Annotated in this window: 20 protein-coding genes; 17 read left to right on the forward strand and 3 right to left on the reverse strand. The window is 43.6% G+C overall.

Annotated elements, in window-relative coordinates; translation table 11 throughout:
* Nucleotides 1–395 precede the first annotated feature (395 nt).
* The 7 genes from ruvB to HMPREF8578_RS05880 all read left to right on the forward strand — a co-directional run bounded on the left by ruvB (nt 396) and on the right by HMPREF8578_RS05880 (nt 8,364).
* Nucleotides 396–1,394: a Holliday junction branch migration DNA helicase RuvB gene (gene ruvB / locus HMPREF8578_RS05850; protein WP_000086806.1), complete on the forward strand. Its 999-nt coding sequence runs from the start codon at nt 396–398 to the stop codon at nt 1,392–1,394.
* Nucleotides 1,375–1,959, forward strand: coding sequence for a nucleotidyltransferase family protein (locus tag HMPREF8578_RS05855; protein WP_001094979.1), 585 nt, complete (start codon nt 1,375–1,377; stop codon nt 1,957–1,959). Before ruvB ends, HMPREF8578_RS05855 begins: the two co-directional genes overlap by 20 nt.
* Nucleotides 1,960–2,165: 206 nt before the next feature.
* Nucleotides 2,166–2,924: an isoprenyl transferase gene (locus HMPREF8578_RS05860; RefSeq protein WP_000466711.1), complete on the forward strand. Its 759-nt coding sequence runs from the start codon at nt 2,166–2,168 to the stop codon at nt 2,922–2,924.
* 8 nt (nt 2,925–2,932) lie between these two features.
* Nucleotides 2,933–3,736, forward strand: a complete 804-nt coding sequence (locus HMPREF8578_RS05865) for a phosphatidate cytidylyltransferase (protein WP_000159119.1) — start codon at nt 2,933–2,935, stop codon at nt 3,734–3,736.
* Between the two features lie 15 nt (nt 3,737–3,751).
* Nucleotides 3,752–5,008, forward strand: a complete 1,257-nt coding sequence (gene rseP, locus HMPREF8578_RS05870) for an RIP metalloprotease RseP (protein WP_000579744.1) — start codon at nt 3,752–3,754, stop codon at nt 5,006–5,008.
* Between the two features lie 16 nt (nt 5,009–5,024).
* Nucleotides 5,025–6,878, forward strand: a complete 1,854-nt coding sequence (locus HMPREF8578_RS05875; protein ID WP_000814029.1) for a proline--tRNA ligase — start codon at nt 5,025–5,027, stop codon at nt 6,876–6,878.
* A gap of 106 nt (nt 6,879–6,984) precedes the next feature.
* A complete protein-coding gene (locus HMPREF8578_RS05880) occupies nt 6,985–8,364 on the forward strand; it encodes a glycoside hydrolase family 1 protein (protein WP_000911343.1) in 1,380 nt (459 codons plus the stop codon).
* Nucleotides 8,365–8,402: 38 nt separating this feature from the next.
* Here the strand turns inward: HMPREF8578_RS05880 and HMPREF8578_RS05885 are convergent, their stop codons facing one another.
* The gene (locus HMPREF8578_RS05885) at nt 8,403–8,816 is read right to left on the reverse strand and encodes an EamA family transporter (protein WP_000264212.1); all 414 of its coding nucleotides are present in this window, start codon (nt 8,814–8,816) and stop codon (nt 8,403–8,405) included.
* 216 nt (nt 8,817–9,032) lie between these two features.
* On the opposite strand from HMPREF8578_RS05885, the gene glmS reads away from it, so the two are divergent.
* Both glmS and HMPREF8578_RS05895 read left to right on the forward strand, forming a co-directional pair.
* On the forward strand, nt 9,033–10,841 hold the full coding sequence (glmS, locus tag HMPREF8578_RS05890; RefSeq protein WP_000334295.1) for a glutamine--fructose-6-phosphate transaminase (isomerizing): 1,809 nt from the start codon (nt 9,033–9,035) through the stop codon (nt 10,839–10,841).
* A gap of 110 nt (nt 10,842–10,951) precedes the next feature.
* The gene (locus HMPREF8578_RS05895; RefSeq protein ID WP_000229783.1) at nt 10,952–12,004 is read left to right on the forward strand and encodes an LLM class flavin-dependent oxidoreductase; all 1,053 of its coding nucleotides are present in this window, start codon (nt 10,952–10,954) and stop codon (nt 12,002–12,004) included.
* 230 nt (nt 12,005–12,234) lie between these two features.
* Here the strand turns inward: HMPREF8578_RS05895 and HMPREF8578_RS05900 are convergent, their stop codons facing one another.
* Entirely contained in the window at nt 12,235–13,092 is an 858-nt protein-coding gene (locus tag HMPREF8578_RS05900) for a 5'-nucleotidase, lipoprotein e(P4) family (RefSeq protein WP_000703388.1), read from the reverse strand.
* 367 nt (nt 13,093–13,459) lie between these two features.
* Here HMPREF8578_RS05900 and HMPREF8578_RS05905 point away from each other — a divergent pair, with 367 nt between their 5' ends.
* From HMPREF8578_RS05905 to HMPREF8578_RS05935, 7 genes are read left to right on the forward strand one after another with little or no spacing between them, the layout of a single operon-like run.
* Nucleotides 13,460–14,464 carry a uroporphyrinogen decarboxylase family protein gene (locus tag HMPREF8578_RS05905; RefSeq protein WP_000157311.1) on the forward strand — a complete coding sequence of 335 codons (1,005 nt, stop codon included), beginning with the start codon at nt 13,460–13,462 and terminating at the stop codon, nt 14,462–14,464.
* 11 nt (nt 14,465–14,475) lie between these two features.
* Nucleotides 14,476–14,679: a hypothetical protein gene (locus HMPREF8578_RS05910; protein ID WP_000837731.1), complete on the forward strand. Its 204-nt coding sequence runs from the start codon at nt 14,476–14,478 to the stop codon at nt 14,677–14,679.
* A 2-nt stretch (nt 14,680–14,681) separates the two neighbouring features.
* Nucleotides 14,682–15,680 (forward strand): uroporphyrinogen decarboxylase family protein, encoded by a 999-nt coding sequence (locus HMPREF8578_RS05915; protein ID WP_001290978.1) that lies wholly within the window; start codon nt 14,682–14,684, stop codon nt 15,678–15,680.
* Between the two features lie 11 nt (nt 15,681–15,691).
* On the forward strand, nt 15,692–16,570 hold the full coding sequence (locus HMPREF8578_RS05920) for a transporter substrate-binding domain-containing protein (protein ID WP_000036979.1): 879 nt from the start codon (nt 15,692–15,694) through the stop codon (nt 16,568–16,570).
* A gap of 32 nt (nt 16,571–16,602) precedes the next feature.
* Nucleotides 16,603–17,295 carry an amino acid ABC transporter permease gene (locus HMPREF8578_RS05925; RefSeq protein ID WP_000255460.1) on the forward strand — a complete coding sequence of 231 codons (693 nt, stop codon included), beginning with the start codon at nt 16,603–16,605 and terminating at the stop codon, nt 17,293–17,295.
* 3 nt (nt 17,296–17,298) lie between these two features.
* Nucleotides 17,299–18,021: an amino acid ABC transporter permease gene (locus tag HMPREF8578_RS05930; protein ID WP_000350568.1), complete on the forward strand. Its 723-nt coding sequence runs from the start codon at nt 17,299–17,301 to the stop codon at nt 18,019–18,021.
* Nucleotides 18,022–18,030: 9 nt separating this feature from the next.
* Nucleotides 18,031–18,795, forward strand: a complete 765-nt coding sequence (locus HMPREF8578_RS05935) for an amino acid ABC transporter ATP-binding protein (protein WP_000942247.1) — start codon at nt 18,031–18,033, stop codon at nt 18,793–18,795.
* Between the two features lie 201 nt (nt 18,796–18,996).
* Here the strand turns inward: HMPREF8578_RS05935 and HMPREF8578_RS05945 are convergent, their stop codons facing one another.
* Nucleotides 18,997–22,713: a pullulanase gene (locus HMPREF8578_RS05945; RefSeq protein WP_000723744.1), complete on the reverse strand. Its 3,717-nt coding sequence runs from the start codon at nt 22,711–22,713 to the stop codon at nt 18,997–18,999.
* 442 nt (nt 22,714–23,155) lie between these two features.
* Here HMPREF8578_RS05945 and rpoB point away from each other — a divergent pair, with 442 nt between their 5' ends.
* On the forward strand, nt 23,156–26,767 hold the full coding sequence (gene rpoB / locus HMPREF8578_RS05950) for a DNA-directed RNA polymerase subunit beta (RefSeq protein WP_000907173.1): 3,612 nt from the start codon (nt 23,156–23,158) through the stop codon (nt 26,765–26,767).
* Nucleotides 26,768–26,778 lie beyond the last annotated feature (11 nt).

The raw sequence follows: 26,778 nt of genomic DNA on the forward strand, positions 1-26,778 counted from the left end.
TTCTCACTATCCAAATTCGATGTGCCATTCAAAGCTGATTATAAATAAGTTTATTTTGACTACTAGCTTATTTGTTTTTACTTTGAGTGGCTTCTTTTTGAACTTAAACATTTTGTTTTCCTTTCTACTAGTTTCCTTGTCTAAGGTTTCCTCCTTAACCTTATGTATACATTATACAACTAAAGTTGTATAATGTCAATAGTTTTGATGAAGTTTTTTAACTTTTTTCAAAAAAATAGACCTTGTCCAGAGGTCGGGGAGTTGGAGGGGACACCCTCCAAGAGTGTTGATTTAATAAGATTTTATTTTACCTTTTTCATAATAATCTCCCTAAAGAGGCCACCCAATCAGGTGGCTTTTTTGTTTGTGGCTTGGATTTTTGATATAATAGAGCCATGAGTAGAATTTTAGATAATGAAATCATGGGGGATGAGGAGTTGGTAGAACGTACCCTCCGTCCTCAGTATTTACGTGAATATATTGGGCAGGATAAGGTCAAGGACCAGCTGCAAATCTTTATTGAGGCAGCAAAAATGCGTGATGAGGCGCTGGACCATGTTCTTTTATTTGGTCCTCCAGGTTTGGGGAAAACGACCATGGCTTTTGTTATTGCCAATGAATTGGGTGTCAATCTCAAGCAAACATCAGGTCCTGTCATTGAAAAAGCGGGGGATCTGGTAGCGATTTTGAATGATTTGGAGCCTGGAGACGTTCTCTTTATTGATGAGATTCATCGCTTGCCTATGTCGGTGGAAGAGGTGCTTTATAGTGCCATGGAGGACTTCTACATTGACATCATGATTGGGGCTGGAGAGGGCAGTCGCAGTGTTCATTTGGACTTGCCACCTTTTACCTTGATTGGTGCGACGACACGTGCGGGGATGCTCTCAAATCCTCTGCGGGCACGTTTTGGAATTACAGGTCATATGGAATACTATGCCCGTGCTGACTTGACAGAGATTGTTGAGCGGACAGCAGATATTTTTGAGATGGAAATCACTCATGAGGCAGCTTCGGAGTTGGCCTTACGTAGTCGAGGAACTCCTCGTATCGCCAATCGTCTCCTCAAGCGCGTGCGCGACTTTGCCCAGATTATGGGAAATGGGGTTATCGATGATGTCATTACCGATAAGGCTTTGACCATGTTAGATGTAGACCATGAAGGTTTGGACTATGTGGACCAAAAAATCCTTCGCACCATGATTGAGATGTATGGTGGTGGTCCTGTAGGACTGGGAACCCTTTCTGTTAATATAGCAGAAGAACGCGAGACGGTCGAAGATATGTACGAACCTTACCTGATTCAGAAAGGTTTCATCATGCGAACTCGTTCTGGACGGGTGGCGACAGCTAAGGCATATGAGCATTTAGGGTATGAATACAATGAAAAATGAACAAGAAATTCTAGATGCTTTCAGAGAAAATCCAGATATGATGACCATTCTGACCATCATTCGTGATTTTGATCTGAAAGACTCGTGGTTGGCAGCAGGTTCTGTCAGGAATTTCATCTGGAATCTCTTGTCAGACAAATCGCCTTTTGATCATGAAACGGACGTGGATGTGATTTTCTTTGATCCAGATGTTTCTTATGAGGAAACAGTGTCCCTAGAGAAAAAACTGAGAGAGGATTTTCCTCAGTATCAGTGGGAGTTGAAAAATCAGGTCTATATGCATCTGCACAGTTCCCACACAGCGCCTTACACGAGTTCCCGTGATGCCATGAGTAAATATCCGGAACGCTGTACGGCGATAGGACTCCGCTTGCATGCCGACGCAACTTTGGAGCTCTTTGTCCCCTATGGTTTAGAGGATATTTTGAACTTTCAGATTTCCCCAACTCCTCATTTTTTAGAGAATGAAGATCGAATGAAGCTCTATCAAGAACGCTTGTCCAAGAAAAATTGGCAAGAAAAATGGAAAAATCTTACTTTTTCAAAAAACTTAAGAAAAATTTAAGTTAGTGACGGTATACTAGGTTCATAAGTTAAGAGGAACTTAACTTAAACTCCTAAAACTTTTTCATAATAATCTCCCTATAAAACTAAGTCGCCCAATCAGGCGGCTTATTTTTTGTCTGTAAGGAGAGCTAATAACTTAGCAATAGAAGAAAATAGGGAAATATGGTATAATGAAACGATAGATTTTTGAATAGGAATAAGAACATGTTTGGATTTTTTAAGAAAGATAAAGCTGTAGAAGTCGAGGTTCCAACACAGGTTCCTGCTCATATTGGCATCATCATGGATGGGAATGGTCGTTGGGCTAAAAAACGGATGCAACCACGGGTTTTTGGTCATAAGGCGGGGATGGAAGCCCTCCAAAAGGTGACCAAGGCAGCTAACAAGATGGGAGTCAAGGTCATCACGGTTTATGCCTTTTCAACGGAAAATTGGACACGCCCAGATCAAGAAGTCAAGTTTATCATGAACTTGCCCGTTGAGTTTTATGACAACTATGTCCCTGAATTGCACGCAAATAATGTTAAGATTCAGATGATTGGGGAGACAAACCGTTTGCCTAAGCCGACTTTTGAAGCTTTGAAAAAAGCAGAGGAGTTGACCAAGAACAATACGGGCTTGATTCTCAATTTTGCGCTTAACTACGGTGGTCGTGCTGAAATTACGCAGGCTCTTAAGAGCTTGGCTCAAGATGTTTTAGATGCTAAAATCAACCCTGGTGACATCACAGAAGATATGATTGGGGACTATCTTTTCACACAACACCTGCCAAAGGATTTGCGAGATCCGGACTTGATTATCCGTACGAGTGGCGAGTTGCGTTTGAGTAATTTCTTGCCATGGCAAGCAGCCTATAGCGAGCTTTATTTTACGGATACCTTGTGGCCTGATTTTGATGAAGCCGCCTTGCAGGAAGCTATTGCTGCTTTTAACCATCGCAATCGCCGTTTTGGAGGAGTTTAGGAGAAGATATGACCAAGGATTTACAAAAGAGAACATTGTTTGCGGTATTGGCCCTGGCAATTTTCCTTCCAGTCTTGTTTGCGGGAGGGCTCTTGTTGCAGATAGGGATTGGTTTGTTAGCAATGCTAGGCGTCCATGAACTCTTGCACATGAAGGGGCTAAAGACTATGACCATTGAGGGCGCTTTGACTCTTTTTGCGACCTTCGCTCTCACAGTTCCTTTAGAAAATTACCTAACATTTTTGCCTGTTGATGGGAATGTAGTTGCCTATAGTGTTTTGATTACCATAATGCTAGGGACAACCGTTTTCAGTAAAAACTATACGATTGAAGATGCCGCTTTTCCAATTGCTGTGAGTTTTTATGTTGGTTTTGGCTTCAATGCCTTACTAGATGCTCGGGTGGCAGGTTTTGACAAGGTACTTTTGGCCCTTTTTATCGTTTGGGCGACAGATAGCGCAGCCTACCTGACAGGGATGAATTTTGGTAAACATAAGTTGGCACCAAGAGTTTCTCCTAATAAGAGTATTGAGGGCTTTGTCGGTGGTATTCTAGGTGCGGTACTGATAACGGTAATCTTCATGCTAGTGGACAGCACAGTTGCTCTTCCTTATGGGATTTATAGAATGAGTCTCTTTGCAGCCTTCTTCAGTGTGGCCGGTCAGTTTGGTGACTTGATTGAAAGTGCCATGAAACGCCATTTCGGTGTCAAGGATTCTGGCAAATTTATCCCTGGACATGGCGGTGTGTTGGATCGCTTTGACAGTATGCTGATTGTGTTTCCAATGATGCACTTATTTGGCCTGTTTTAAAGAAAGGAATATTGAATGATTGGATTGCTAACCTTTATCCTCGTTTTTGGGATTATTGTGGTGGTGCATGAGTTTGGACATTTTTATTTTGCCAAGAAATCAGGCATTTTAGTTCGTGAATTTGCCATTGGTATGGGGCCCAAGATTTTTTCCCATATCGGTAAGGATGGCACGGCTTATACCATTCGAATCCTTCCTCTAGGAGGCTATGTTCGTATGGCAGGCTGGGGTGATGATGCGACAGAAATCAAGACAGGAACTCCAGTCAGTTTAACACTTGCTGATGATGGTAAGGTCAAACGGATCAACCTCTCAGGGAAGAAACTGGATCAAACAGCTCTTCCTATGCAGGTAACCCAGTTTGACTTTGAAGACAAGCTCTTTATCAAGGGTTTGGTCCTGGAAGAAGAAAAGACTTTTACAGTGGATCATGATGCAACGGTTGTTGAAGAAGACGGAACCGAAGTGCGCATCGCTCCTTTGGATGTACAGTATCAAAATGCTTCTATCTGGGGGAAGCTCATCACCAACTTTGCAGGTCCTATGAATAACTTTATCTTAGGTGTTGTTGTTTTTTGGATCTTGATCTTTTTGCAGGGTGGTGTTAGAGATACTCAGACCAATCTCTTTCATGTCATGCCAGAGGGAGCTTTGGCTAAGGTGGGTGTGGCTGAAACCGCCCAAATTACCAAGGTCGGCTCGCATGAGGTTAAAAATTGGCAAGACTTGACTCAGGCTGTGGAAGCAGATACCAAGGACAAGACAGCCCCGACCTTGGATGTGACCATTTCTGAAAATGGTAGTGAAAAGCAAGTTACTGTGACGCCAGAAGAAAATCAAGGACGTTATATTCTTGGGGTTCAACCGGGAGTCAAATCAGACCTTCTATCCATGTTTGTTGGTGGATTTACAACTGCTGCTGACTCAGGACTTCGCATTCTTTCGGCTCTGAAAAACTTGATTTTCCATCCAGATTTGAACAAACTCGGTGGTCCCGTTGCCATTTTTAAGGCAAGTAGCGATGCTGCTAAAAATGGTCTTGAGAATGTCCTCTATTTCCTAGCTATGATTTCCATCAATATCGGGATTTTTAACTTGATTCCGATCCCGGCTTTGGATGGTGGAAAGATTGTGCTCAATATCCTAGAGGCTATCCGCCGGAAACCCCTTAAACAAGAAATTGAAACCTATGTCACCATGGCTGGTGTAGTTATCATGGTTGTCTTGATGCTAGCTGTGACCTGGAATGACATTATGCGACTCTTCTTTTAGATAATCGAGGAATATTATGAAACAAAGTAAAATGCTAATCCCAACGCTTCGCGAAATGCCAAGCGATGCTCAAGTTATCAGCCACGCCCTTATGTTGCGTGCTGGTTATGTTCGTCAAGTTTCTGCCGGTGTATATTCTTACCTACCACTCGCTAACCGTGTGATTGAAAAGGCTAAGAATATCATGCGCCAAGAGTTTGATAAGATTGGTGCGGTGGAGATGTTGGCTCCTGCACTTCTCAGTGCTGATCTTTGGCGTGAATCAGGTCGTTATGAAACCTATGGTGAAGACCTTTATAAACTGAAAAACCGTGAAAAGTCAGACTTTATCTTAGGTCCGACACACGAAGAAACTTTTACAGCTATTGTTCGTGACTCTGTGAAATCTTACAAGCAATTGCCACTCAACCTTTACCAAATCCAACCGAAATACCGTGATGAAAAACGTCCACGTAACGGACTTCTCCGTACGCGTGAATTTATCATGAAAGACGGCTATAGTTTCCATGCTAATTACGATAGTTTGGATGTGACTTATGACGAGTACAAGGCAGCCTATGAACGTATCTTCACTCGTAGTGGTTTGGACTTCAAGGCCATCATCGGTGATGGTGGCGCCATGGGTGGTAAGGATAGCCAAGAATTTATGGCCATCACACCAGCCCGTACAGACCTCGACCGCTGGGTTGTCTTAGACAAGTCAGTTGCCTCATTTGATGAAATTCCTGCGGAAGTGCAAGAAGAAATCAAGGCAGAATTGCTCAAATGGATGGTTTCTGGTGAAGACACCATCGCCTACTCAACTGAGTCTAGCTATGCAGCTAACTTAGAAATGGCAACAAACGAGTACAAACCAAGCAACCGTGTCGTTGCGGAAGAAGAAGTGATTCGAGTGGAAACTCCAGGTGTTAAATCCATCGATGAAGTTGCAGCCTTCCTTAATGTGCCAGAAGAGCAAACGATTAAAACTCTCTTCTACATGGCAGATGGAGAACTTGTTGTAGCCCTTCTAGTTGGAAATGACCAACTCAATGAAGTTAAGTTGAAAAACCACTTGGGAGCAGATTTCTTTGATGTTGCGAGCGAGGAAGAAGTAGCAAATGTTATCCCAGCAGGCTTTGGTTCTCTTGGTCCAGTTGGTTTGCCAGAGAATGTGAAAATCATTGCAGACCGTAAGGTACAAGATGTTCGCAATGCTGTTGTGGGGGCCAACGAAGATGGTTACCACTTGACGGGTGTGAACCCAGGTCGTGACTTTACTGCAGAATATGTGGATATCCGCGAAGTGCGTGAGGGTGAAATCTCTCCAGACGGACAAGGTGTCCTAAACTTTGCGCGTGGTATCGAGATCGGTCATATTTTCAAACTCGGAACTCGCTACTCAGCAAGTATGGGTGCAGATGTTTTGGATGAAAATGGTCGTGCTGTGCCAATCATCATGGGATGTTACGGTATTGGTGTTAGCCGTCTCCTTTCAGCCGTTATGGAGCAACACGCTCGCCTCTTTGTCAACAAAACGCCTAAAGGGGAATACCGTTATGCTTGGGGAGTTAACTTCCCTAAAGAATTGGCACCATTTGATGTGCATTTGATTACTGTCAATGTTAAAGATGAAGAAGCGCAAGCCTTGACAGAAAAGCTTGAAGCAAGCTTGATGGGAGCTGGTTACGAAGTCTTGACGGATGACCGTAACGAACGTGTCGGGGTTAAATTCAGCGATAGCGACTTGATTGGTCTTCCAATCCGTATCACTGTTGGGAAGAAAGCAGCTGATGGTATCGTAGAAGTTAAGATCAAGGCGACTGGTGACACCATTGAAGTTCACGCAGACAACTTGCTCGAAACACTTGAAATCCTAAGCAAAAAATAAAAACTATAATCAGAAGAAAAACAAGGCAAAAATGTAACTAGTTTTTACCTTGTTTTTTCTATATAATGGGAGTGAAGAATACATAATCAAGTTAAGAGGTATAAGTATGCTAAAATTTCCAAAGGATTTTGTCTGGGGTTCCTCGACTTCTGGACCGCAGACAGAAGGACGAGTAGCAGGTGACGGAAAGGGAGACAATCTCTGGGATTATTGGTACCAAGTAGAGCCTAATCGCTACTACAATGGAATTGGACCTGACAAAACATCGACTTTTTACGAAAACTGGGAAAAGGATATTGAGCTTCTAGTAGAAACAGGTCATACGGCCTTTCGCACTTCTATCCAGTGGTCTCGACTTTTCCCGCAAGGCCGTGGAGAGGTCAATCCTCAAGGTGTGGCTTTCTACCGTCAGGTTTTTGAGGCTATTAAGGCCAAGGGGATTCGTCTCTTAGTCAATCTCTATCACTTCGACCTGCCATTTGCTCTCCAAGAAGACGGCGATGGTTGGGAAAATAAGGAAACTGTCAAGGCTTATGAAGACTATGCGCGTTTCTGTTTTGAGACCTACGGTGACTTGGTGGACCAATGGATTACCTTTAATGAGCCCATCGTTCCCGTAGAGTTTGGCTATTTTTACGATGCCCACTATCCTCATAAGGTAGATGCCAAAGCGGCGGTTAAGGTTGCCTATCACACACAACTGGCTAGTAGTCTTGCGGTTAAGGCCTGTCATGAAGTTTTGCCTGATTCCAAGATTGGGATTGTCCTCAACTTGACACCAGCCTATCCACGTAGCCAGCATCCCGCAGATGTCAAGGCTGCTCGCATTGCGGATCTCTTCCAAGCCCAATCTTTCCTAGATCCGTCTGTCTTGGGAGCTTATCCAGAAGAGTTAGTAGAGATTTTAGCTGAGCATGATTTGCTGCCAGAGTATACTGTTGAAGAGTTGGACCTTATTCGGGAGCATACAGTGGACTTCCTTGGAGTTAACTATTACCAACCTTTGCGTGTTATGGCACCTCGTTTTGCTAAGCATCCTGATAGCCCGCTTTTGCCAGAGCATTTCTACGAACCTTACGTCATGCCTGGCCGTAAAATCAATCCTCACCGCGGTTGGGAAATCTACGAGCAGGGAATTTACCATATCGCTCAAAATATCAAGGAAAATTATGCTAATATTGAGTGGATGCTGACCGAAAACGGCATGGGTGTTGAAGGGGAAGAAAAATTCCGTCAAGATGGGATGATTCAAGATGATTACCGTATTGACTTTGTCAAAGGACATCTTCGTGAACTTCACCGTGCGATTGAAGATGGAGCCAACTGTAAAGGATACTTAATATGGACCTTTATTGACTGCTGGTCATGGCTCAACAGCTATAAAAATCGTTACGGTTTGGTTGAGCTTGACTTGGAAACACAGGAACGTCGTCTAAAAAAATCAGGCCATTGGTTCAAGGAACTCAGCGACCATAATGGATTTTAAGAATAAAAAGAGTGAGATGGTGTTCATCTCACTTTTTATTACAATATCATCACCAAGGTCCCAATCGTAATCAGGATACAGCCAATAATTGTTTTAAACGTCAGGACATCCTGTAGGAAGAAAAAGGCTAGAACGAGGGTAATGACGAGACTGAATTTATCGACAGCAGATACCTCAGTCGCATTGCCCATCTGTAGGGCCTTGTAGTAGCAGAGCCAGGAGGCGCCAGTGGCCAAGCCAGATAAGATGAGAAAGAGCCAACTTTTTTTACTGATGTTGACAATTTCGGTCTGACTATTGGTCAAGAAAACCATGGCCCAGGCCATAAGAATGACAACGACCGTACGAATAGCGGTTGCTAGACTGGATGGAACTCCCTCAATCCCGATCTTGGCTAAAATTGACGTTAAGGCTGCAAAGATAGCTGATAAAAGTGCGAAGAAAAACCACATGGCAAATACCTCCTCCCCTTATTATAAGTAATTGATGCCGACTTGTCAGGTATCAAGTGAAATCTTGATAAAATATCAGATAGAAAAAACTATACCAATTTTTCTTCTTGACAAGTGAGAAAAACAAGTATATACTGTTTTTGCTGATTCCGTAAAGCGAGAATCAGACTATACCAATTTAAGGAGAAAGCACAGCTGGTCTGTGTCGTATATACTATGTGTGGAATTGTTGGTGTTGTTGGAAACACAAATGCAACTGATATTTTGATTCAAGGGCTTGAAAAGCTCGAATACCGTGGTTATGATTCTGCGGGGATTTTTGTCCTAGGTGGTGCTGAAAATCACCTGGTTAAGGCTGTCGGTCGTATTGCAGAATTGTCTGCAAAGACAGCTGGTGTTGAGGGAACGACTGGTATCGGACATACGCGTTGGGCGACTCACGGGAAACCAACGGAAGACAATGCTCACCCACACCGCTCTGAGACAGGACGTTTTGTCTTGGTGCACAATGGAGTGATTGAAAACTACCTTGAAATCAAGGAAGAATACCTTGCAGGTCACCACTTCAAGGGGCAAACCGATACGGAAATCGCTGTTCACTTGATTGGGAAATTTGCAGAAGAAGATGGTCTTTCAGTTCTTGAAGCCTTCAAAAAAGCTCTTCACATCATCCGTGGTTCTTATGCCTTTGCCTTGATTGATTCACAAGATCCTGAAGTCATCTATGTCGCTAAGAACAAATCTCCACTTTTGATTGGTCTTGGGGAAGGCTATAACATGGTCTGCTCAGATGCTATGGCCATGATTCGTGAAACCAACCAATACATGGAAATCCATGATCAAGAGTTGGTAATCGTCAAGGCTGATAGTGTCGAAGTGCAAGACTATGATGGCAATCGCCGTGAACGTGTTAGCTACACTGCGGAGCTTGACTTGTCAGATATCGGTAAGGGAACTTACCCTTACTACATGCTCAAGGAAATCGATGAGCAACCAACGGTGATGCGTAAACTCATCCAAGCCTACACAGATGAGGCTGGTCAAGTAGTCGTTGACCCAGCTATCATCAAGGCTGTTCAAGATGCAGACCGTATCTACATTCTTGCAGCTGGAACATCTTACCATGCAGGATTTGCTTCTAAGAAGATGCTGGAAGAGTTGACGGATACGCCAGTTGAACTTGGAATCTCTTCTGAGTGGGGCTATGGCATGCCACTTCTCAGCAAGAAACCACTCTTCATCTTTATCAGTCAGTCTGGTGAAACAGCTGATAGCCGTCAGGTTTTGGTTAAGGCTAATGAAATGGGGATTCCGAGCTTGACAGTGACAAACGTGCCAGGTTCAACCCTTTCACGTGAAGCCAATCATACTATGCTCCTTCACGCAGGTCCTGAAATTGCCGTGGCATCAACCAAGGCCTACACAGCACAAATCGCAGCTCTTGCCTTTCTTGCAAAAGCAGTCGGAGAAGCAAACGGCAATGCCAAAGCGCAAGCCTTTGACCTGGTTCATGAGTTGTCAATCGTAGCTCAGTCTATCGAATCAACTCTTTCTGAAAAAGAAACCATTGATGCTAAAGTTCGTGAACTTCTTGAAACAACTCGCAACGCCTTTTACATTGGACGTGGTCAAGACTACTATGTAGCCATGGAAGCCAGTCTTAAGCTAAAAGAGATTTCTTACATCCAGTGTGAAGGCTTTGCGGCAGGAGAACTCAAGCACGGAACCATTGCCTTGATTGAAGAAGGAACACCTGTCTTGGCCCTCTTGTCAGATCCAGTCCTTGCTAACCACACTCGTGGAAATATCCAAGAGGTCGCAGCTCGTGGTGCCAAGGTTCTCACTATCGCAGAGGAAAATGTTGCTAAAGACACAGACGATATCGTCCTTACGACCGTCCACCCTTACCTCTCACCAATCTCAATGGTCGTACCAACGCAATTGGTCGCTTACTTCGCAACATTACACCGTGGACTTGATGTGGACAAACCACGTAACCTTGCTAAGTCCGTAACAGTAGAATAAACTAAGAAAGTCTAGTTCATCTAGGCTTTTTCTAATGAGCAAATTCATTGAAAATAAAACTAATTAGTGATAAAATACCCTAAAACTAAAAGAGATAGCGAGGAAACGGGATGGTAGAATTAGGAATTTCAACATTTGGTGAAACAACAGCTCTGGAGGCGACTGGACAGATTTACAGTCATGATGAACGTATTCGTCAGTTGGTGGCAGAAATTGAGTTGGCTGATAAGGTTGGTTTGGATGTGTACGGGATTGGGGAGCATCATCGGGAGGACTTTGCGGTATCGGCGCCAGAGATTGTTCTTGCAGCTGGGGCAGTCAATACCAAGAAGATTCGTTTGACCAGTGCAGTCAGCATTCTCTCAAGTATGGATCCGATTCGCTTGTTCCAACAATATGCCACCATCGATGCCTTGTCAAATGGCCGTGCGGAGATTATGGCTGGGCGTGGTTCATTTACCGAATCCTTCCCTCTGTTTGGCTATGACTTGAAAGACTATGAAGCTCTCTTTGATGAGAAATTAGACTTGCTCCAGTTAGTCAATGAAAAGACCAAGATAGACTGGCAGGGGCAATTGACCCAAAGCATTGCTGGAAAAGAAGTCTATCCCCGTCCAGTTCAGGACAAATTGCCATTATGGGTGGCGACAGGTGGCCATGTCGAATCAACAGTGAAGATTGCTCAGGCGGGGCTGCCGATTGTCTATGCCATTATCGGTGGTAATCCGCGTTACTTCAAGAAATTGATTCAAGCTTATCGTGAGATTGGTAGGGATGCCGGTCATGCGGATAAAGACCTGAAAGTGGGTGCTCATTCTTGGGGCTGGATTGCTGAGGATGGCGAGCAGGCGGTGAAAGATTATTTCCATCCGACCAAGCAAGTGGTGGATGCGATTTCTAAGGACCGTCCACACTGGCAGGAGTTGACCTATGAGCAATATTTGGAGCAAGTTGGTCCAAATGGAGCCATGTTTGTGGGAAATCCAGACCAGGTGGCAGAAAAATTGATTTGCATGATTGAGGATTTAGACTTGGATCGCTTTATGTTGCACCTACCACTTGGTTCTATGCCACATGATCAAGTTCTCAAAGCTATTGAACTTTTTGGAACGCAAGTCGCACCAAAAGTGCGTGCTTACTTTGCCATGAAAGAAGGGTTATAAAAAAATCCAATCAGTTGAGTCGATTGGTGAGGAACACCCATGGATTCAGCAACAGGTGGAAGTGGTACAAGGGGTAGAGCATACTATCTAGTAGAATATATACTGGTTTATACCAAGCACAAGATAAAAAAGTAAAAAAGACGATTTCTGCTTGGAAATCGTCTTTTTTCGCTATTCTCGCAAATACGATATCTTGTGGTTGGTGTAAACTGGTAGATAGCTCTCTTATTTTATTTATCAAAACCTTGTAAGTTTTTTTGGCGCTCTTCAGTTTGACCCTTGGCATCTAATTTATTACCATTGTAAACAGTGCTTTCCCATGATCCGTACATTGGGTTAGGGAAAATGATGAATTTCTCACCAAACTCTTTTTGTAATTCCTCTAATTTTTGGTTGCGCTCAGTTTCAGAGGTCTTTGAAAACTCTGCAAAGTCCACAAGATTATCTCCTAGTAGCATGACTAAGTTGGTTTTTTCTTGGACTGCTTGTCTACGACCTTCTTTAGATTTGACGCCTTTTTCTAAGAACATGAGATGATCGCGGCTTTGTACAGGAATTCCTTCATTTTCTAGGTTTTTGATCGTATCATCTACCTGATCTATCGTGCGGTCAGATACATAGTAAATTTGGACACCGTTTTGGTCTGCAAATTGGAGAAAGTCTTTAGCACCTGGTACAGCCTTGGCTGCGGCTTTTTTTACCCAGACATCCCAGTTTTCTGGGGTAAATGCTGTTCCATCTTTGACATTTTGCGCTTGATAAGGGCTATTGTCTAATACGGTTTCGTCTAAGTCCAAAACGATAGAGTAGGGTTTATCTGTCTGTGTTTTTAGTAGTTCTTTCAAACGATCAGTAGCGACATTGTAACCTTGTAGATAGAGTGCCTTGGTTTCAGCTGCTTTTTGATACCAAAGAGTTGACATAGTATTTTCTCTTGAACGCAACTGATCATAGGTCATTGTAACCTGATTATCAGATGTACTACTTTGTGTTGTCTGTGAATTTGCCGAATTTGTACCACAGCCAGTCAGTAAAATGACGGAAGTAAGTGTAGAAGCAATTGTAATGGTAACTTTGGATATTTTCATAATCCCATCCTCCTAATAATAGTCTATTAATATTGTAGCGTTTTCATGGGATTTGTGCAAGGAAATACCGAGAGAAAAGAAATTTTTCAGTAGTAATTTGGTATTAGGATAAAATTATGTACTTAATTTGGGAATGAAGATGGATATAAAAAAATTCAATCGGCTTGATAGAAAATCTATATCAGCTTCTTTTTGGAAAATAGATGAAAATAAAGTGAATCTTTGAAAGGCTAGTAACATCAAGCTTTTCAGGGATTTTTTTCTTTATAGATATAAAAATTTCTAATCGAGTTGATAGTCAATATATATTGGGAAAAGGAAAAAAGGAGTGGTAAGATGGTTTCAATCCAAATGGAAGGAGAAAGGTATGGCAAGTAAAAGAGATCTAGTCTTTAGAGCGATTCGAGGCGATGAAGTGGAAAGAGTTCCTGTGGGATTTTGGTTTCATTTTGTAACACTCGAAGAAAAGGGGCAGGGATTAAATAATCCACGTATCTTTCAAAAAAGTGTTGATGGGCATCGCAGCTATGTGGAAAGGATTCGTCCTGATTTTGTCAAAATTATGAGCGACGGTTTTTTCCTTTATCCAAGTAATGTCTATAATCCTAAGATTGCAAGCATTCAGGAGCTGACTTCTATTGAATCGATTGGTGAGGAACACCCATGGATTCAGCAACAGGTGGAAGTGGTACAAGCGGTTCGAGAGACCTTTACCGAAGAGGTTGCTTCTTTCTACAATATCTTTTCACCGATCTCCTACCTCAAGCGCTGGTTCCGTACAGAAACTTCGCGAGGTGATAAGGAAGTGGCTGATCTACTGCTTGAAAATTCTGAGCAATTCAGAGCTATTCTAGATGTGATTGCAGGAGATATTGCTTCCCTAACTCAGAAAATCATTCAGCAAGGCGGTGTTGACGGGATTTACCTCAGCACCCAGGAAATTCAAGATGAGCGCATCACACCAGCACTCTACCAAACCTATATCGAACCGAGCAATATAGCGATTTTGGAGGCAGCCAATCAGGTTGGTGGGACCAATATCCTCCATATCTGTGGTTTTGAAGGTGCGAGCAATGATGTGACGATATTTAAGGACTATCCAGCTCAAGTGGTCAACTGGGCGACTCATCATGAGGAGGTTAGTTTGACACAGGGGCAAGAGTTGTTTCCAGGTAAGGCCGTTTTAGGTGGATTCGAAAATGGCAAGAAAAGCTTGCTTTATCAAGGTTCCAAGGCGGAATTGCAAGATGAAACAAGGCGGTTGTTGGCTGAAGCTGGTAGTAAAGGCGTTCTTCTGGGAGCTGACTGTACTGTTCCAGATGACTTTGACTTAGAGAGGTTGGACTGGATTCGACAGGCAGCTGTTCTCTAAAAGGAGGAGCTATGAAAAGTAAAAGATGGGGCATCTTCATTGCAGTTATCGGTTTGCTGGCTTTGGTTGCCATAAGCGTCGTAAAAAATGGGCACTGCAAAAATGGAGAGAGATGTCGTGGAGTTCAGGATTTTTCCAAGTCCAGTCTCCCCTTTCTACGCTCGAATGATATCGCAAGCAGTTTATTAGTTGAAAAAGTAAGAAATGGAGAATAAGAATGTCAGAAAAAAAAGAATGGGTTTTAAAAGCATTTAAAGGTGAAAAGGTTGATCGTGTGCCAGTTGGTTTTTGGCACCATTTCACATCCGAAGACGAATGGCTACACGGTTTCTCAAATCCAGCCATTATCGAGAAGAATATCGAGGGCCACAAGCGCTTTATCCGAGAAGTTCAGCCGGACTTTATCAAGTTAATGAGTGATGGCTACTTTGCTTATCCAAATCCAGCGATTGCCAAAGGCAAATCACTTCAAGAATTGGCGACCATTCAACCACTCGGACCAGAGCACGCTTGGATAAAAGAGCAGGTGGCCTTGGTTCAGAAAATCAAGCAAGAGTTTACAGAAGATATCGTTGCGATTTACAATATTTTTGCTCCTGTGACCTATCTCAAGTGGCTACTGGGGGAAGTGTCTGGTGGCGATGATCTCATTGCTGATTTTTTGGTGGAAGATCCTAAAGCTCTTAAGAAGGTGTTGGATGTGATTGCAGAGGATATTGCGAGTCTCAGCCGAGCTGTTATCGAAGAGGCTGGTGCTGATGGAATCTACCTCAGCGTGCAGAGTATCCAAGATCAACGAGTGTCGGCAGCAGATTATCAAGCTGTCATTGCACCTAGCGAGATAACGGTTCTGGAAGCAGCTAGTGCTGTTGGTGGAGTCACAGTTCTTCATATCTGTGGCTACGAGGGAGCGCGAAATGATATTCACCTTTTTGCAGACTATCCAGCCCAAGTCTTTAACTGGGCTGTAGGACCAGAGGGAATCACTCTCAAGGAAGGTCGTGAGATTTTCAAGGGACATACGGTTCTTGGAGGATTCGAAAATGGCAAGACAGGCTTACTGTATACTGGTAGCAAGGATGCCATTCAGGCTGAGGCAAAGAAACTAGTTGCAGAAGCTGGGGAACAGGGCTTGGTACTTGGGGCAGATTGTACCATTCCAAGTGATATCACAGTTGAACGTATCCAGTGGGTGAGAGAAGCGCTTGAAAACTAAAGGAGAAAAAGATGAGTAAAAAAGCAGGGATTATCGGTGGTGTAGCAGTTGTTGCAGTAATTGGGGCAACGATTATCGGGAGAAGTTTAGCTGGTGCTCCAGCCAAGGATGGAGAAACGGCTTCGTCTGCTGAAGTTATAACCTTGAAGGTTGCCCATACACAAAACTATGTACCTTATGACTTTGTCAATGAAAAAGGGGAATCAGATGGTTATGAAGTAGCTGTTTTGAAGGCTGTTGATGAGAAGTTGGCAAACTATCAATTTGAATATACGGGTACCAGTGATGACGACCTCTTGATTGGTCTGGAATCAGGAAAGTATGACATCGGAACCAAGGGAGCTTGGTACACAGATGAACGAGCTAAAAAGTTTGTCATTCCATCTGAACCAGTGGGAGCGAGCATCATCGGATTTACTGTCAGAAAAGAAGATGAACAGAAATACAAAACCATTGATGACTTTGCTAAGAATAAAGGGAAATTGGTTCCCATCTCTCCACAGAATGCTCAATGGAATGTTATCACCAGCTACAATGAAAAACATCAGGATGCACCGATTGAGCTAACAGCTGCTGAATCCTTTAAAGTGGCAGATGCCTATGCCTGGGTCTTAGAAGGACGTTATGACGCCTTCTTTGATATCAAACTGTCCTTTGAAAAAGCAGTTACAGCAGAAGATGGTCCTTACCACCAATATGCGGATAAACTCAGCTGGTTCCCATACAAGGGCATTCCAACTTATCCTTTGATTCACCGTGATGAAAAGGGTGAGCAATTCGCTAAAGAATACGAAAAAGCAATCAAAGAGTTGAAAGAAGATGGCACGCTTGCTAAGCTATCTCAGCAATACTTTAAAGAAGATGTCTTTAGTTATGTAGACAAAGACTAGACCAGAAATTCCAAGACTAGAAAGGGTTTTGCATGGTTTCTTATGATTTTTCCAAGGTCTTTCAGTTCTTACCGACCTTATGGCAGGCACTTCCTATGACCTTGTCCATTCTCTTTTTTACCACTCTTCTTGGTTCCCTTTTTGGAGGTCTCTTGGCCTGGGCGCAAGTAGGAGAAGACAAGAGTTTTGCAGCGATTTCCAAAGGCTATATCTTTACCCTACGTTGTACACCGCCGATTGTCTTGCTTTTTCTAGTCTTTTATGGCTTGCCAGAATTTCTGAAATGGTGGCTTGGCTTGGACATCAACAACTGGTCTAAAACTATTTTTGTTCTCCTGACGATGATTCTCTTGTTTGCGGCTATAGTTGCCGAGGTTTTCAAGGCGGCCTATCAAGCTATTCCAAAGGGGCAGACAGAGGCCGGGCTTAGTATTGGTTTGACTCCAAGTCAGACTTTTTGGAGAATCATTTTTCCTCAAGCTTTTCAAGTTGCTCTTCCCAATATAACAACCGCTATTCTCAATCTCATGCGGGATGCTGCCTTGGCTTATACGATTGGTTTTGTTGATGTTATGGGGGCAGGCAATCTCTTGATCAGTCGCAATTTAGGGAACTACTCTCTGGAAACCTATACGGCAGTTGCGCTTCTTTACTGGGGGATTGCCTTGGTTATTTCTAGCTTGAGTCGTTTGCTTGAGAAGTCTTTGGAAACAAAAGGGAGGTAAGAAATGGATATAGACTATATTGTAAAGACCTTTCTGGAGACCTTGAAAGGTGTGCCAATCACCTTGATTATCATGATTGTGGCTATGGTCTTAAGCTTTTTACCGGCTCTATTTTTAGCCTTGGGGCAGATTTACAAGGTTCGAGGGGTGAGGAGTTTTTCTCTGGTCTATCTGGCCTTTATCCGAGCGACTCCTCCGATTTTATTGATTCTCTTCTTTTATAGTTTGTTTCCAAGCCTGCTGAATCAATTTCTCAAAAGCATAGGAAGTGACCTTGATATTTTCAAGCTTGATCCTCTCTATTATGCCTTTATCATTTATAGTTTGATGACAGTCGGGAGTTTCTCGGAGATTTTGCGTTCAGCGATCTTGACGGTGGACAAGGGACAACTAGAGGCAGCGCATGCGATTGGGCTGACTACAACCCAGGCCTATCTAAGGATTGTTTTTCCTCAAGCCTTGCGCTCAGCCTTGCCTAACTTGGCCAATCTGGTGATCAATATCGTCAAAGGGACCTCCCTGGTCTTTGTTATGACCATCAAGGACATCACAGCTATTGCTCGTGTAGAAGCGTCCTACGGTTACCAGTATTTTGAGTCTTATTTTGTGATCTTTTTGCAGTATATTTTGATCTGTGGTTTGATTCAGTGGGGCTTCTCTCTACTGGAGAAAGGCTATGTGAAAAAAGAAAAGAGTGCAAAAGCATCTAGCGCGCGTTTTGTATAGGAGGACAGGATGTTACAAGTAGAACATATCGCAAAAACATTTGGAGAGAGGCAGGTACTGGAGGATGTCAATCTCCAGGTCAACCAAGGGGATGTAGTCGTCATTTTAGGACCATCAGGTTCGGGGAAAACGACCTTTCTCCGTTGTCTCAACCACTTAGAAAAAGCTGATAGCGGCCGTTTGACATTGGCAGGAAAGACCTATGACTTAGCCAAATTAAGCAAGAAAGACATTCTAGAAATTCGCAAAAAAACAGCTTTTGTTTTCCAACACTACAATCTCTTTGCAAACAAAACTGCTCTGGAAAATATTCTAGAAGGCCTAATCGTCGCTCGTAAAGTTCCCAAGGAAGAAGCGCTCAAACGTGCAGAATCTGCCTTGGAAAAAGTTGGTTTACTGGCCTACAAAGACTACTACCCTTCTCAGCTATCTGGAGGGCAACAACAACGAATAGGAATTGCGCGTGCCATTGCAGTCAAGCCCGAGGTCATTTTGCTAGATGAACCAACATCGGCACTAGACCCTGAGTTGGTTGGAGATGTTTTGGATGTTCTGAAACAGTTGGCGGGAGAAGGTGTGACCATGGTGGTCGTCACGCATGAAATGGGATTTGCTAGAGATGTTGCCAACCACGTTATTTTCATGGACGGGGGCCGTATCGTAGAGGAGAACAATCCTCACGATTTCTTTAGCCGTCCGCAGGAAGAACGAACCAAGCAGTTTCTGGCTCGTATCTTATCAGATGCCACCTATAGTGTAGAATATATGATTTGATAGACAAGTGTATCATAAAAACAACACCCCATGACTAGAAGATTCTTCTAATCATGGGGTGTTTTTCTATAGGAGGGCTAGTTTATACTCTTCGAAAATCTCTTCAAACCAAGTCAGCTTCGCCTTATCTACAAGCTCAAAGCTGTGCTTTGAGCAGCCTGCGATTAGCTTCCTAGTTTACCCTTTGATTTTCATTGAGTGTTATTTCTTTTTCTTGTTTTTTATCAACCATCCAAGTCCGAGAAGGGCAAGGATACTGAATCCAGCAAGGGCAAGGAGGGATTTGCTCTCGGTTCCTGTATTTGGAAGGAGGTTCTGAGAGGGAGCCTCTGTAGCAGTTTCTTGAGAGTCAGGATTTGCTACTAGGTTTTGGGCTAGGCCTTGTTCTGGTTCAACTTCCAAGCTAGAAAGATTAAACTCTGGTTTTTCTTCCACAGCTGGGGCGACAATGGCACCACCTTGAGACAAGCGGAGAACAACGGCAGTGAGAGCGTTCAATTTTAAGCCTTTTTCAGTCCATTCAAGACCCTGAGGTTTAGCGATTCCTACTGGTCCTGCTTGGTTTTCATCTGCGAGGACTTCAGCCTTTCTCAAGTGAGCAAAGGCAGTTCCTAAGTTGAATTCGCGAGCCTTATCATCTGCATTGACAAAGACAGCGTAGATATCTCCATTTGGAGCTGTGATTTGGTAGCCGATGACCACGTCTTCTTTTTCAACGCCATTTTGGCCTGGGACAGTAATGAGGTGGACGCGCTCCTTGATATCTTGCAGACTCTTGAGTCGGAAAGCGTCTGTAGATTGACGAAGAGCAATCAATCCTTTCATGTAGTCACGGCTCTTGACATTTTCAGGATAAGCTTTGCCATCTGTAGCTTTGGTCCAATCAAACTTGTTGACAGCATCACTAGAGTCGTAAGAGTCATGGATAAAGTAAGGATAGACAAATGGCTTGCCGTCCTTGTCGCGCAACAAGTGAGACTTGTTTGGGACCTTATCGTCTGGAACAGGAGTCTTGTAGGCTGGATCAAGGAATTGTTTGGTACGTCCGTATTCCTGACCAGAGTGGATAAACGGAGTTCCTTGAGCAGTCAAGACCATGAGGTTTCCAAGTCGCAAACGGCGATGGATTTCAGCATAGTTCTCAGCCTTGCTTGGGTCTTTTTTGATAGACTGGGCAATGATGTCAAAGAGGGTCAAGTTATCATGGGCTGCGATATACTGGATAACATCTCCAGGATTGTCAGCCTCAAAGTTGGTTGGTTGGGCAATGAGATTTTTAAAGATGGTATTGATATCGCGTTTGCCACCTGTGATAAAGGCAGGTTGACCTTCGTTTGGATAGCCAGACTTGAGGTTGTTGCGGATGTCGTCTGAAAAGACAGCGACAGTATCTGTTTTCTTCATCCAATCTTGGTCAGCAGGTTGTACAGGCGTATTTTCATCACCAGTATAGGTTCTCCAGCCTTCACCTAACATGATAAGATTTGGATTGAGGGCGCGTGCAGCCTTGTAAGCTTCTTCGATAGAAGCCGCATCGTGGTCACCCATCATATCAAAGCGGAAACCATCTACTTTGTAGGTTTCAACCAGATACTTGATAGAGTCTACCAAGACACGTTTAGACATGTAGTGGGTAGTTCCCAAACGGCCGCCTCCGAAGCTAGTACGAGGAGTTCCGTCTGCATCCATAAAGTGATAGTAGTTTGGCTCAATATCCTCAAAAATGTCAACCTTTGCAGTATGGTTGAAGACCACATCCAAGATAGCTCCCATGCCACGTTTATGGATCTCGTTGATGAGATTTTTGAATTCTGCGATACGTTTTTCTGGATCCTTAGGATCGCTTGAGTACATACCAGTCAAGGAGAAGTAGTTTTGAGGGTCATATCCCCAGTTGTAATTGCTGTTGCTTGAAGCGTAGGCAGACAAACGTTCTTGGTTCTTCAATTCATTGACAAAGTAGTAGGATAAGACAGGAAGGAGTTGAATATGAGTCACACCCAAGTCTTTGAGATAGTCTAATTTTTCGATAAAGGCTTCGAAGGTACCGAATGGTTTGGTCAAGTCTTTTGCGATGGCAGGATCCGAAGTGAAGTCACGCACATGAGCCTCATAGATAACAGCATCTTCACGTGATTTGAAGTTACGAATCTTTCCATAGGTCAAGTCTTGCGGACCTAACTTCGCTGGATCGACAAAGGCAGCTTTAGCGACCTTATGAGTGGCATCTGTTTTTGCTAGGTCACTGTTCCAAGCCGCTAATGATTTGGCATAAGGGTCAAGAACGAGGACAGTTTTACCTTGGCGCTCGATCTGGTAGTGGTAGTAATAGCCAGTGTAGTTGCTGATACCGAGACCAGAGTTTGCATCCAGAGTTTGTTTCCAGGTTCCTTTTTCTCCTTTTTCAAGGGCGACAGTTCCAACTACTTTTTCAGGGTCTTTCTTGTCATAGATAACAACGGAAACCTTATCAGCACTTGGAGACCAGAGGGTGAGGTCAACACGCTTGCCATCTTCTTTTAGAGTTGCGCCGAGTGGCCCATCGTAACTGTAGGACTCATCCTTGAGGCGCCAGCTTGAACGTGTGGTAAAGCGGTCTGAATTGTAGCTGACAGTGTAAGGGTGTTGGGTGTCAGAGAAGTTGCCGATGTAGGTCACTTTTTTACCTGCCTCATCCACTTCCACGTCTGTGATAGCTACTTTATTCCCTTGGTAATCAGTGATGCTGGAGTGTTTGAGGATATCATCTTTCTTAGCTCCAACGAGGGTAGAAAAACTGCTTTCGATACGAGATTTAGCCACGTGTTGGGCACCAGTCATGCGGATATCGTGCACATAGTAGGGGTTAGTGTAGATGGTTTCGTCATCATCTTTGAGGAAAATCTGACTGTGATTTTTTAGATCAGTGAATTTATAATCTTCTTTTCTGATTTTCACATCATCGCCTTTCTTGCTTTCGTCTAGTAATAAAAATCCAAATTCTCTTGCAGCTTCATTGAGTGGGATATCAATGTAGCGGCCATACTTTCCAGTTGCGGTAAAGTCAGTACCGTCAGGCCATTCTCCACTGCTTGGTTTTTTGACATCGCCCCAATACCAGAGAGATTTTTTGTCATAGTTTCCATCGGTGCGGTAGTAGTTGACACGAATAGTTCCTGCTGGTTGAGGGCGGTAGTTGTATACCTTGTAGTTTTCATCTAGCCAGGCCTCATTCATTTTTGGAGAGAGGCGCTCTACAGAACGGTCTCCCGTCAGGTTATCCCCCTTGGTATTGTTGATAAGGAAGCTGACTTTCTTGGCTTGCTCATTTTTGAGTTTGACATCTAGATAATAGCCGTAGTCATCTTGCTTGGCATCCTTGAAGGACTTGGCTCCATTGGGCCAGTTTTCAGACGGCTTCTCAACATCGTCCCAAGTCCAAAGACCTTGAGAATCCTTGTTTTCTTCAGGGAGTTTTTTTACATGGATACGGAAGTGGTTGTCTTCGATGGGTTCTTCAGAGGATGCGTCAGCTTGTGGTTTTTGATCTGAAGTTGGCGTTGCAGTGCTGTTATCTACTTTCTCTTCCTTGCTGTTAGCCTGGCTTGTAGTAGCATCTTCTGTTTTGGGTGTTGCTGGCGCTGTAGTAGTTTCCCCAGCTGGAGCTTCTTTTTTAGAATCAAGGGAAGCGTTTGCATTCTTTTGTTCAGAAATAGGCGTTTCCGTTTGAGTTTGACTCGTTTCAGTCTCAGTAGGGGCCTTGGTCACAGCTCTGGTATTTTCCTGAGTTTGAGGCAGGTTTTCGTTAGCCGAAATAGTTGGCATTGCAGCTGAAAGCAGGATAATGCTGGCACCAATAAGGACAGAACCAGTTCCGTTCTTCAAGGAACGGATACCATAAATCATTTTTTTCTCAGTTTGAGATGGGATCTTTTTCATCACAATTCTCCTTGTGTAGTTGTTCCCTATCAGTATAGCACGAGGTAAACATTAGTGCAAGCGTTTTCCTAACTTTTAAGAGAAAATATAATGCTTCATTCTCTTGAAATTTTAAAATAATACATAGGAAAAGATTGTTTAAAAAATAGTAAAAAAACCTTGAAAAATCTTGTCCGATAAGGTATAATAAGAGTAATCATTTGTCGTAGGTTTTGTTTGAAATATTGTCCAGACAAAGCTCACAGCAGTTAAATCTTCTGAAAAAGTCAGATTTAGCTGCTCTTTTTGTGCTTTTTTTCAGGTTTTTGAGTGTTTGTAACAAAGATTTAAAGATTCTGAAAATTCATCAAAGGGACACGGTGATAGGGGTTTTAAAAACCATATAACGATTAGAAAAGCCTGATTGACAAGGCTTGGAATTTATTTACAAAGGAGAATCATCTTGGCAGGACATGACGTTCAATACGGGAAACATCGTACCCGTCGTAGTTTTTCAAGAATCAAAGAAGTTCTTGACTTACCAAATTTGATTGAAATTCAAACGGATTCATTCAAAGATTTCCTAGATCACGGTCTTAAGGAAGTATTTGAAGATGTATTGCCAATTTCAAACTTCACAGACACAATGGAGTTGGAATTTGTTGGCTATGAAATCAAGGAACCAAAATACACGCTCGAAGAAGCACGTATCCACGATGCTAGCTACTCAGCACCAATTTTTGTGACCTTCCGTTTGATTAATAAAGAAACAGGCGAAATCAAGACTCAAGAAGTCTTCTTTGGTGATTTCCCAATCATGACCGAAATGGGTACTTTCATCATCAATGGTGGTGAACGTATTATCGTTTCTCAGTTGGTCCGCTCACCAGGTGTTTACTTTAACGACAAAGTAGACAAGAACGGTAAAGTGGGTTACGGCTCAACTGTTATCCCTAACCGTGGAGCTTGGTTGGAACTTGAAAGCGACTCAAAAGATATTGCCTACACTCGTATCGACCGTACGCGTAAGATTCCATTTACAACCTTGGTTCGTGCTCTTGGTTTCTCAGGTGATGATGAAATCTTTGATATCTTTGGTGATAGCGAATTGGTTCGCAATACTGTTGAAAAAGATATCCACAAGAATCCAATGGACTCTCGTACAGACGAAGCCTTGAAAGAAATCTACGAACGCCTTCGTCCAGGTGAACCTAAGACTGCTGAAAGCTCACGTAGCTTGCTTGTAGCGCGTTTCTTTGACCCACGTCGCTACGATTTGGCAGCTGTTGGTCGTTACAAGATCAATAAAAAACTCAACGTTAAAACACGCTTGCTCAACCAAACCATTGCGGAGCCATTGGTAGACCCTGAAACTGGTGAAATCTTGGTAGAAGCTGGTACCGTTATGACTCGCAGCGTGATCGAGAGTATCGAGCACCACTTGGATGGCGACTTGAACAAGATCGTTTATATTCCGAACGATGCAGCTGTTTTGACAGAACCAGTTGTCCTTCAAAAATTCAAGGTTGTTGCCCCAACGGATCCAGACCGTGTTGTAACCATCATCGGAAATGCCAATCCAGACGACAAGGTTCGTGTTGTAACTCCTGCGGATATCCTTGCAGAGATGAGCTACTTCCTTAACTTGGCAGAAGGTATCGGACGTGTGGATGATATCGACCACCTTGGAAACCGTCGTATCCGTGCAGTTGGTGAATTGCTTGCCAACCAAGTACGTCTTGGACTTTCTCGTATGGAACGTAATGTCCGTGAACGTATGTCTGTTCAGGACAATGAAGTTTTAACACCACAACAAATCATCAATATCCGTCCTGTAACAGCTGCGGTTAAAGAATTCTTTGGTTCATCACAGTTGTCACAGTTCATGGACCAACACAACCCGCTTTCTGAGTTGTCTCACAAACGCCGTTTGTCAGCCTTGGGACCTGGTGGTTTGACTCGTGACCGTGCTGGATATGAAGTTCGTGACGTGCACTACACTCACTACGGTCGTATGTGCCCAATCGAGACACCTGAAGGACCTAACATCGGTTTGATCAATAACTTGTCATCTTACGGACACTTGAATAAGTATGGATTTGTTCAAACACCATACCGTAAGGTTGACCGTGAAACAGGTGTTGTTACGAATGAAATCGTTTGGTTGACAGCCGATGAAGAAGATGAATTTACTGTAGCGCAGGCTAACTCTCGCCTCAACGAAGACGGTACTTTTGCTGAGAAGGTTGTCATGGGGCGTCACCAAGGGGTCAACCAAGAGTATCCAGCAGAAGTTGTTGACTACATGGACGTGTCACCAAAACAGGTAGTTGCCGTTGCGACAGCATGTATTCCTTTCTTAGAAAACGATGACTCCAACCGTGCCCTCATGGGTGCCAACATGCAACGTCAGGCTGTGCCTTTGATTGATCCAAAAGCACCTTACGTTGGTACTGGTATGGAATACCAAGCAGCTCATGATTCTGGAGCGGCTGTTATTGCCCAGTTTGATGGTAAAGTTACATACGCAGATGCTGACAAGGTAGAAGTACGCCGCGAAGATGGTTCATTGGACGTTTACCACATCCAAAAATTCCGTCGTTCAAACTCAGGTACTGCTTACAACCAACGCACTCTCGTTAAAGTTGGTGATGTCGTTGAAAAAGGCGACTTTATCGCTGACGGACCTTCTATGGAAAAAGGGGAAATGGCGCTTGGACAAAACCCAATCGTTGCCTACATGACATGGGAAGGTTACAACTTCGAGGATGCCGTTATCATGAGCGAACGCTTGGTCAAAGACGATGTCTACACATCTGTCCACCTCGAAGAATATGAATCAGAAACGCGCGATACAAAGCTTGGGCCTGAAGAAATTACTCGTGAAATTCCAAACGTTGGTGAAGATGCTCTTAAAGACCTTGACGAAATGGGTATTATCCGTATCGGTGCTGAGGTTAAAGAAGGAGATATCCTTGTAGGTAAAGTCACACCTAAGGGTGAGAAAGACCTTTCAGCTGAAGAACGTCTCTTGCACGCTATCTTCGGAGATAAGTCTCGTGAAGTGCGTGACACTTCTCTTCGTGTACCTCACGGTGCCGATGGTGTCGTTCGTGATGTTAAGATCTTTACACGTGCAAATGGCGATGAGTTGCAATCAGGTGTTAACATGCTGGTTCGTGTCTACATCGCTCAAAAACGTAAGATCAAGGTCGGAGATAAGATGGCCGGACGTCACGGAAACAAAGGGGTTGTCTCTCGTATCGTTCCTGTAGAAGACATGCCTTACCTTCCAGACGGAACTCCAGTCGATATCATGTTGAACCCACTTGGGGTGCCATCGCGTATGAATATCGGTCAGGTTATGGAGCTCCACCTTGGTATGGCAGCCCGTACTCTTGGTATTCACATCGCAACACCAGTCTTTGACGGAGCAAGTTCTGAAGACCTTTGGGACACTGTTAAAGAAGCAGGTATGGATAGCGATGCTAAGACAATCCTTTACGATGGACGTACAGGTGAGCCGTTTGACAACCGTGTATCAGTTGGTGTCATGTACATGATCAAACTCCACCACATGGTTGATGATAAATTGCACGCGCGTTCAGTCGGACCATACTCAACTGTTACCCAACAACCACTTGGAGGTAAAGCTCAGTTTGGTGGACAACGTTTCGGTGAGATGGAAGTTTGGGCTCTTGAAGCCTACGGTGCGTCAAATGTTCTCCAAGAAATCTTGACTTACAAGTCTGACGATATCAACGGACGTTTGAAAGCTTATGAAGCCATTACAAAAGGAAAACCAATTCCAAAACCAGGTGTTCCAGAATCCTTCCGAGTTCTTGTCAAAGAATTGCAATCTCTTGGTCTTGACATGCGTGTCCTTGACGAAGATGACCAAGAAGTGGAACTTCGCGACTTGGATGAAGGAATGGACGAAGATGTCATCCACGTAGATGACCTTGAAAAAGCCCGCGAAAAAGCAGCCCAAGAGGCTAAAGCAGCCTTTGAAGCTGAAGAAGCTGAGAAAGCAACAAAAGCGGAAGCAACAGAAGAAGCTGCTGAACAAGAATAGGCAGTTCACTT

Source organism: Streptococcus oralis ATCC 49296 (assembly GCF_000185265.1).
GTDB lineage: Bacteria > Bacillota > Bacilli > Lactobacillales > Streptococcaceae > Streptococcus > Streptococcus oralis_BC.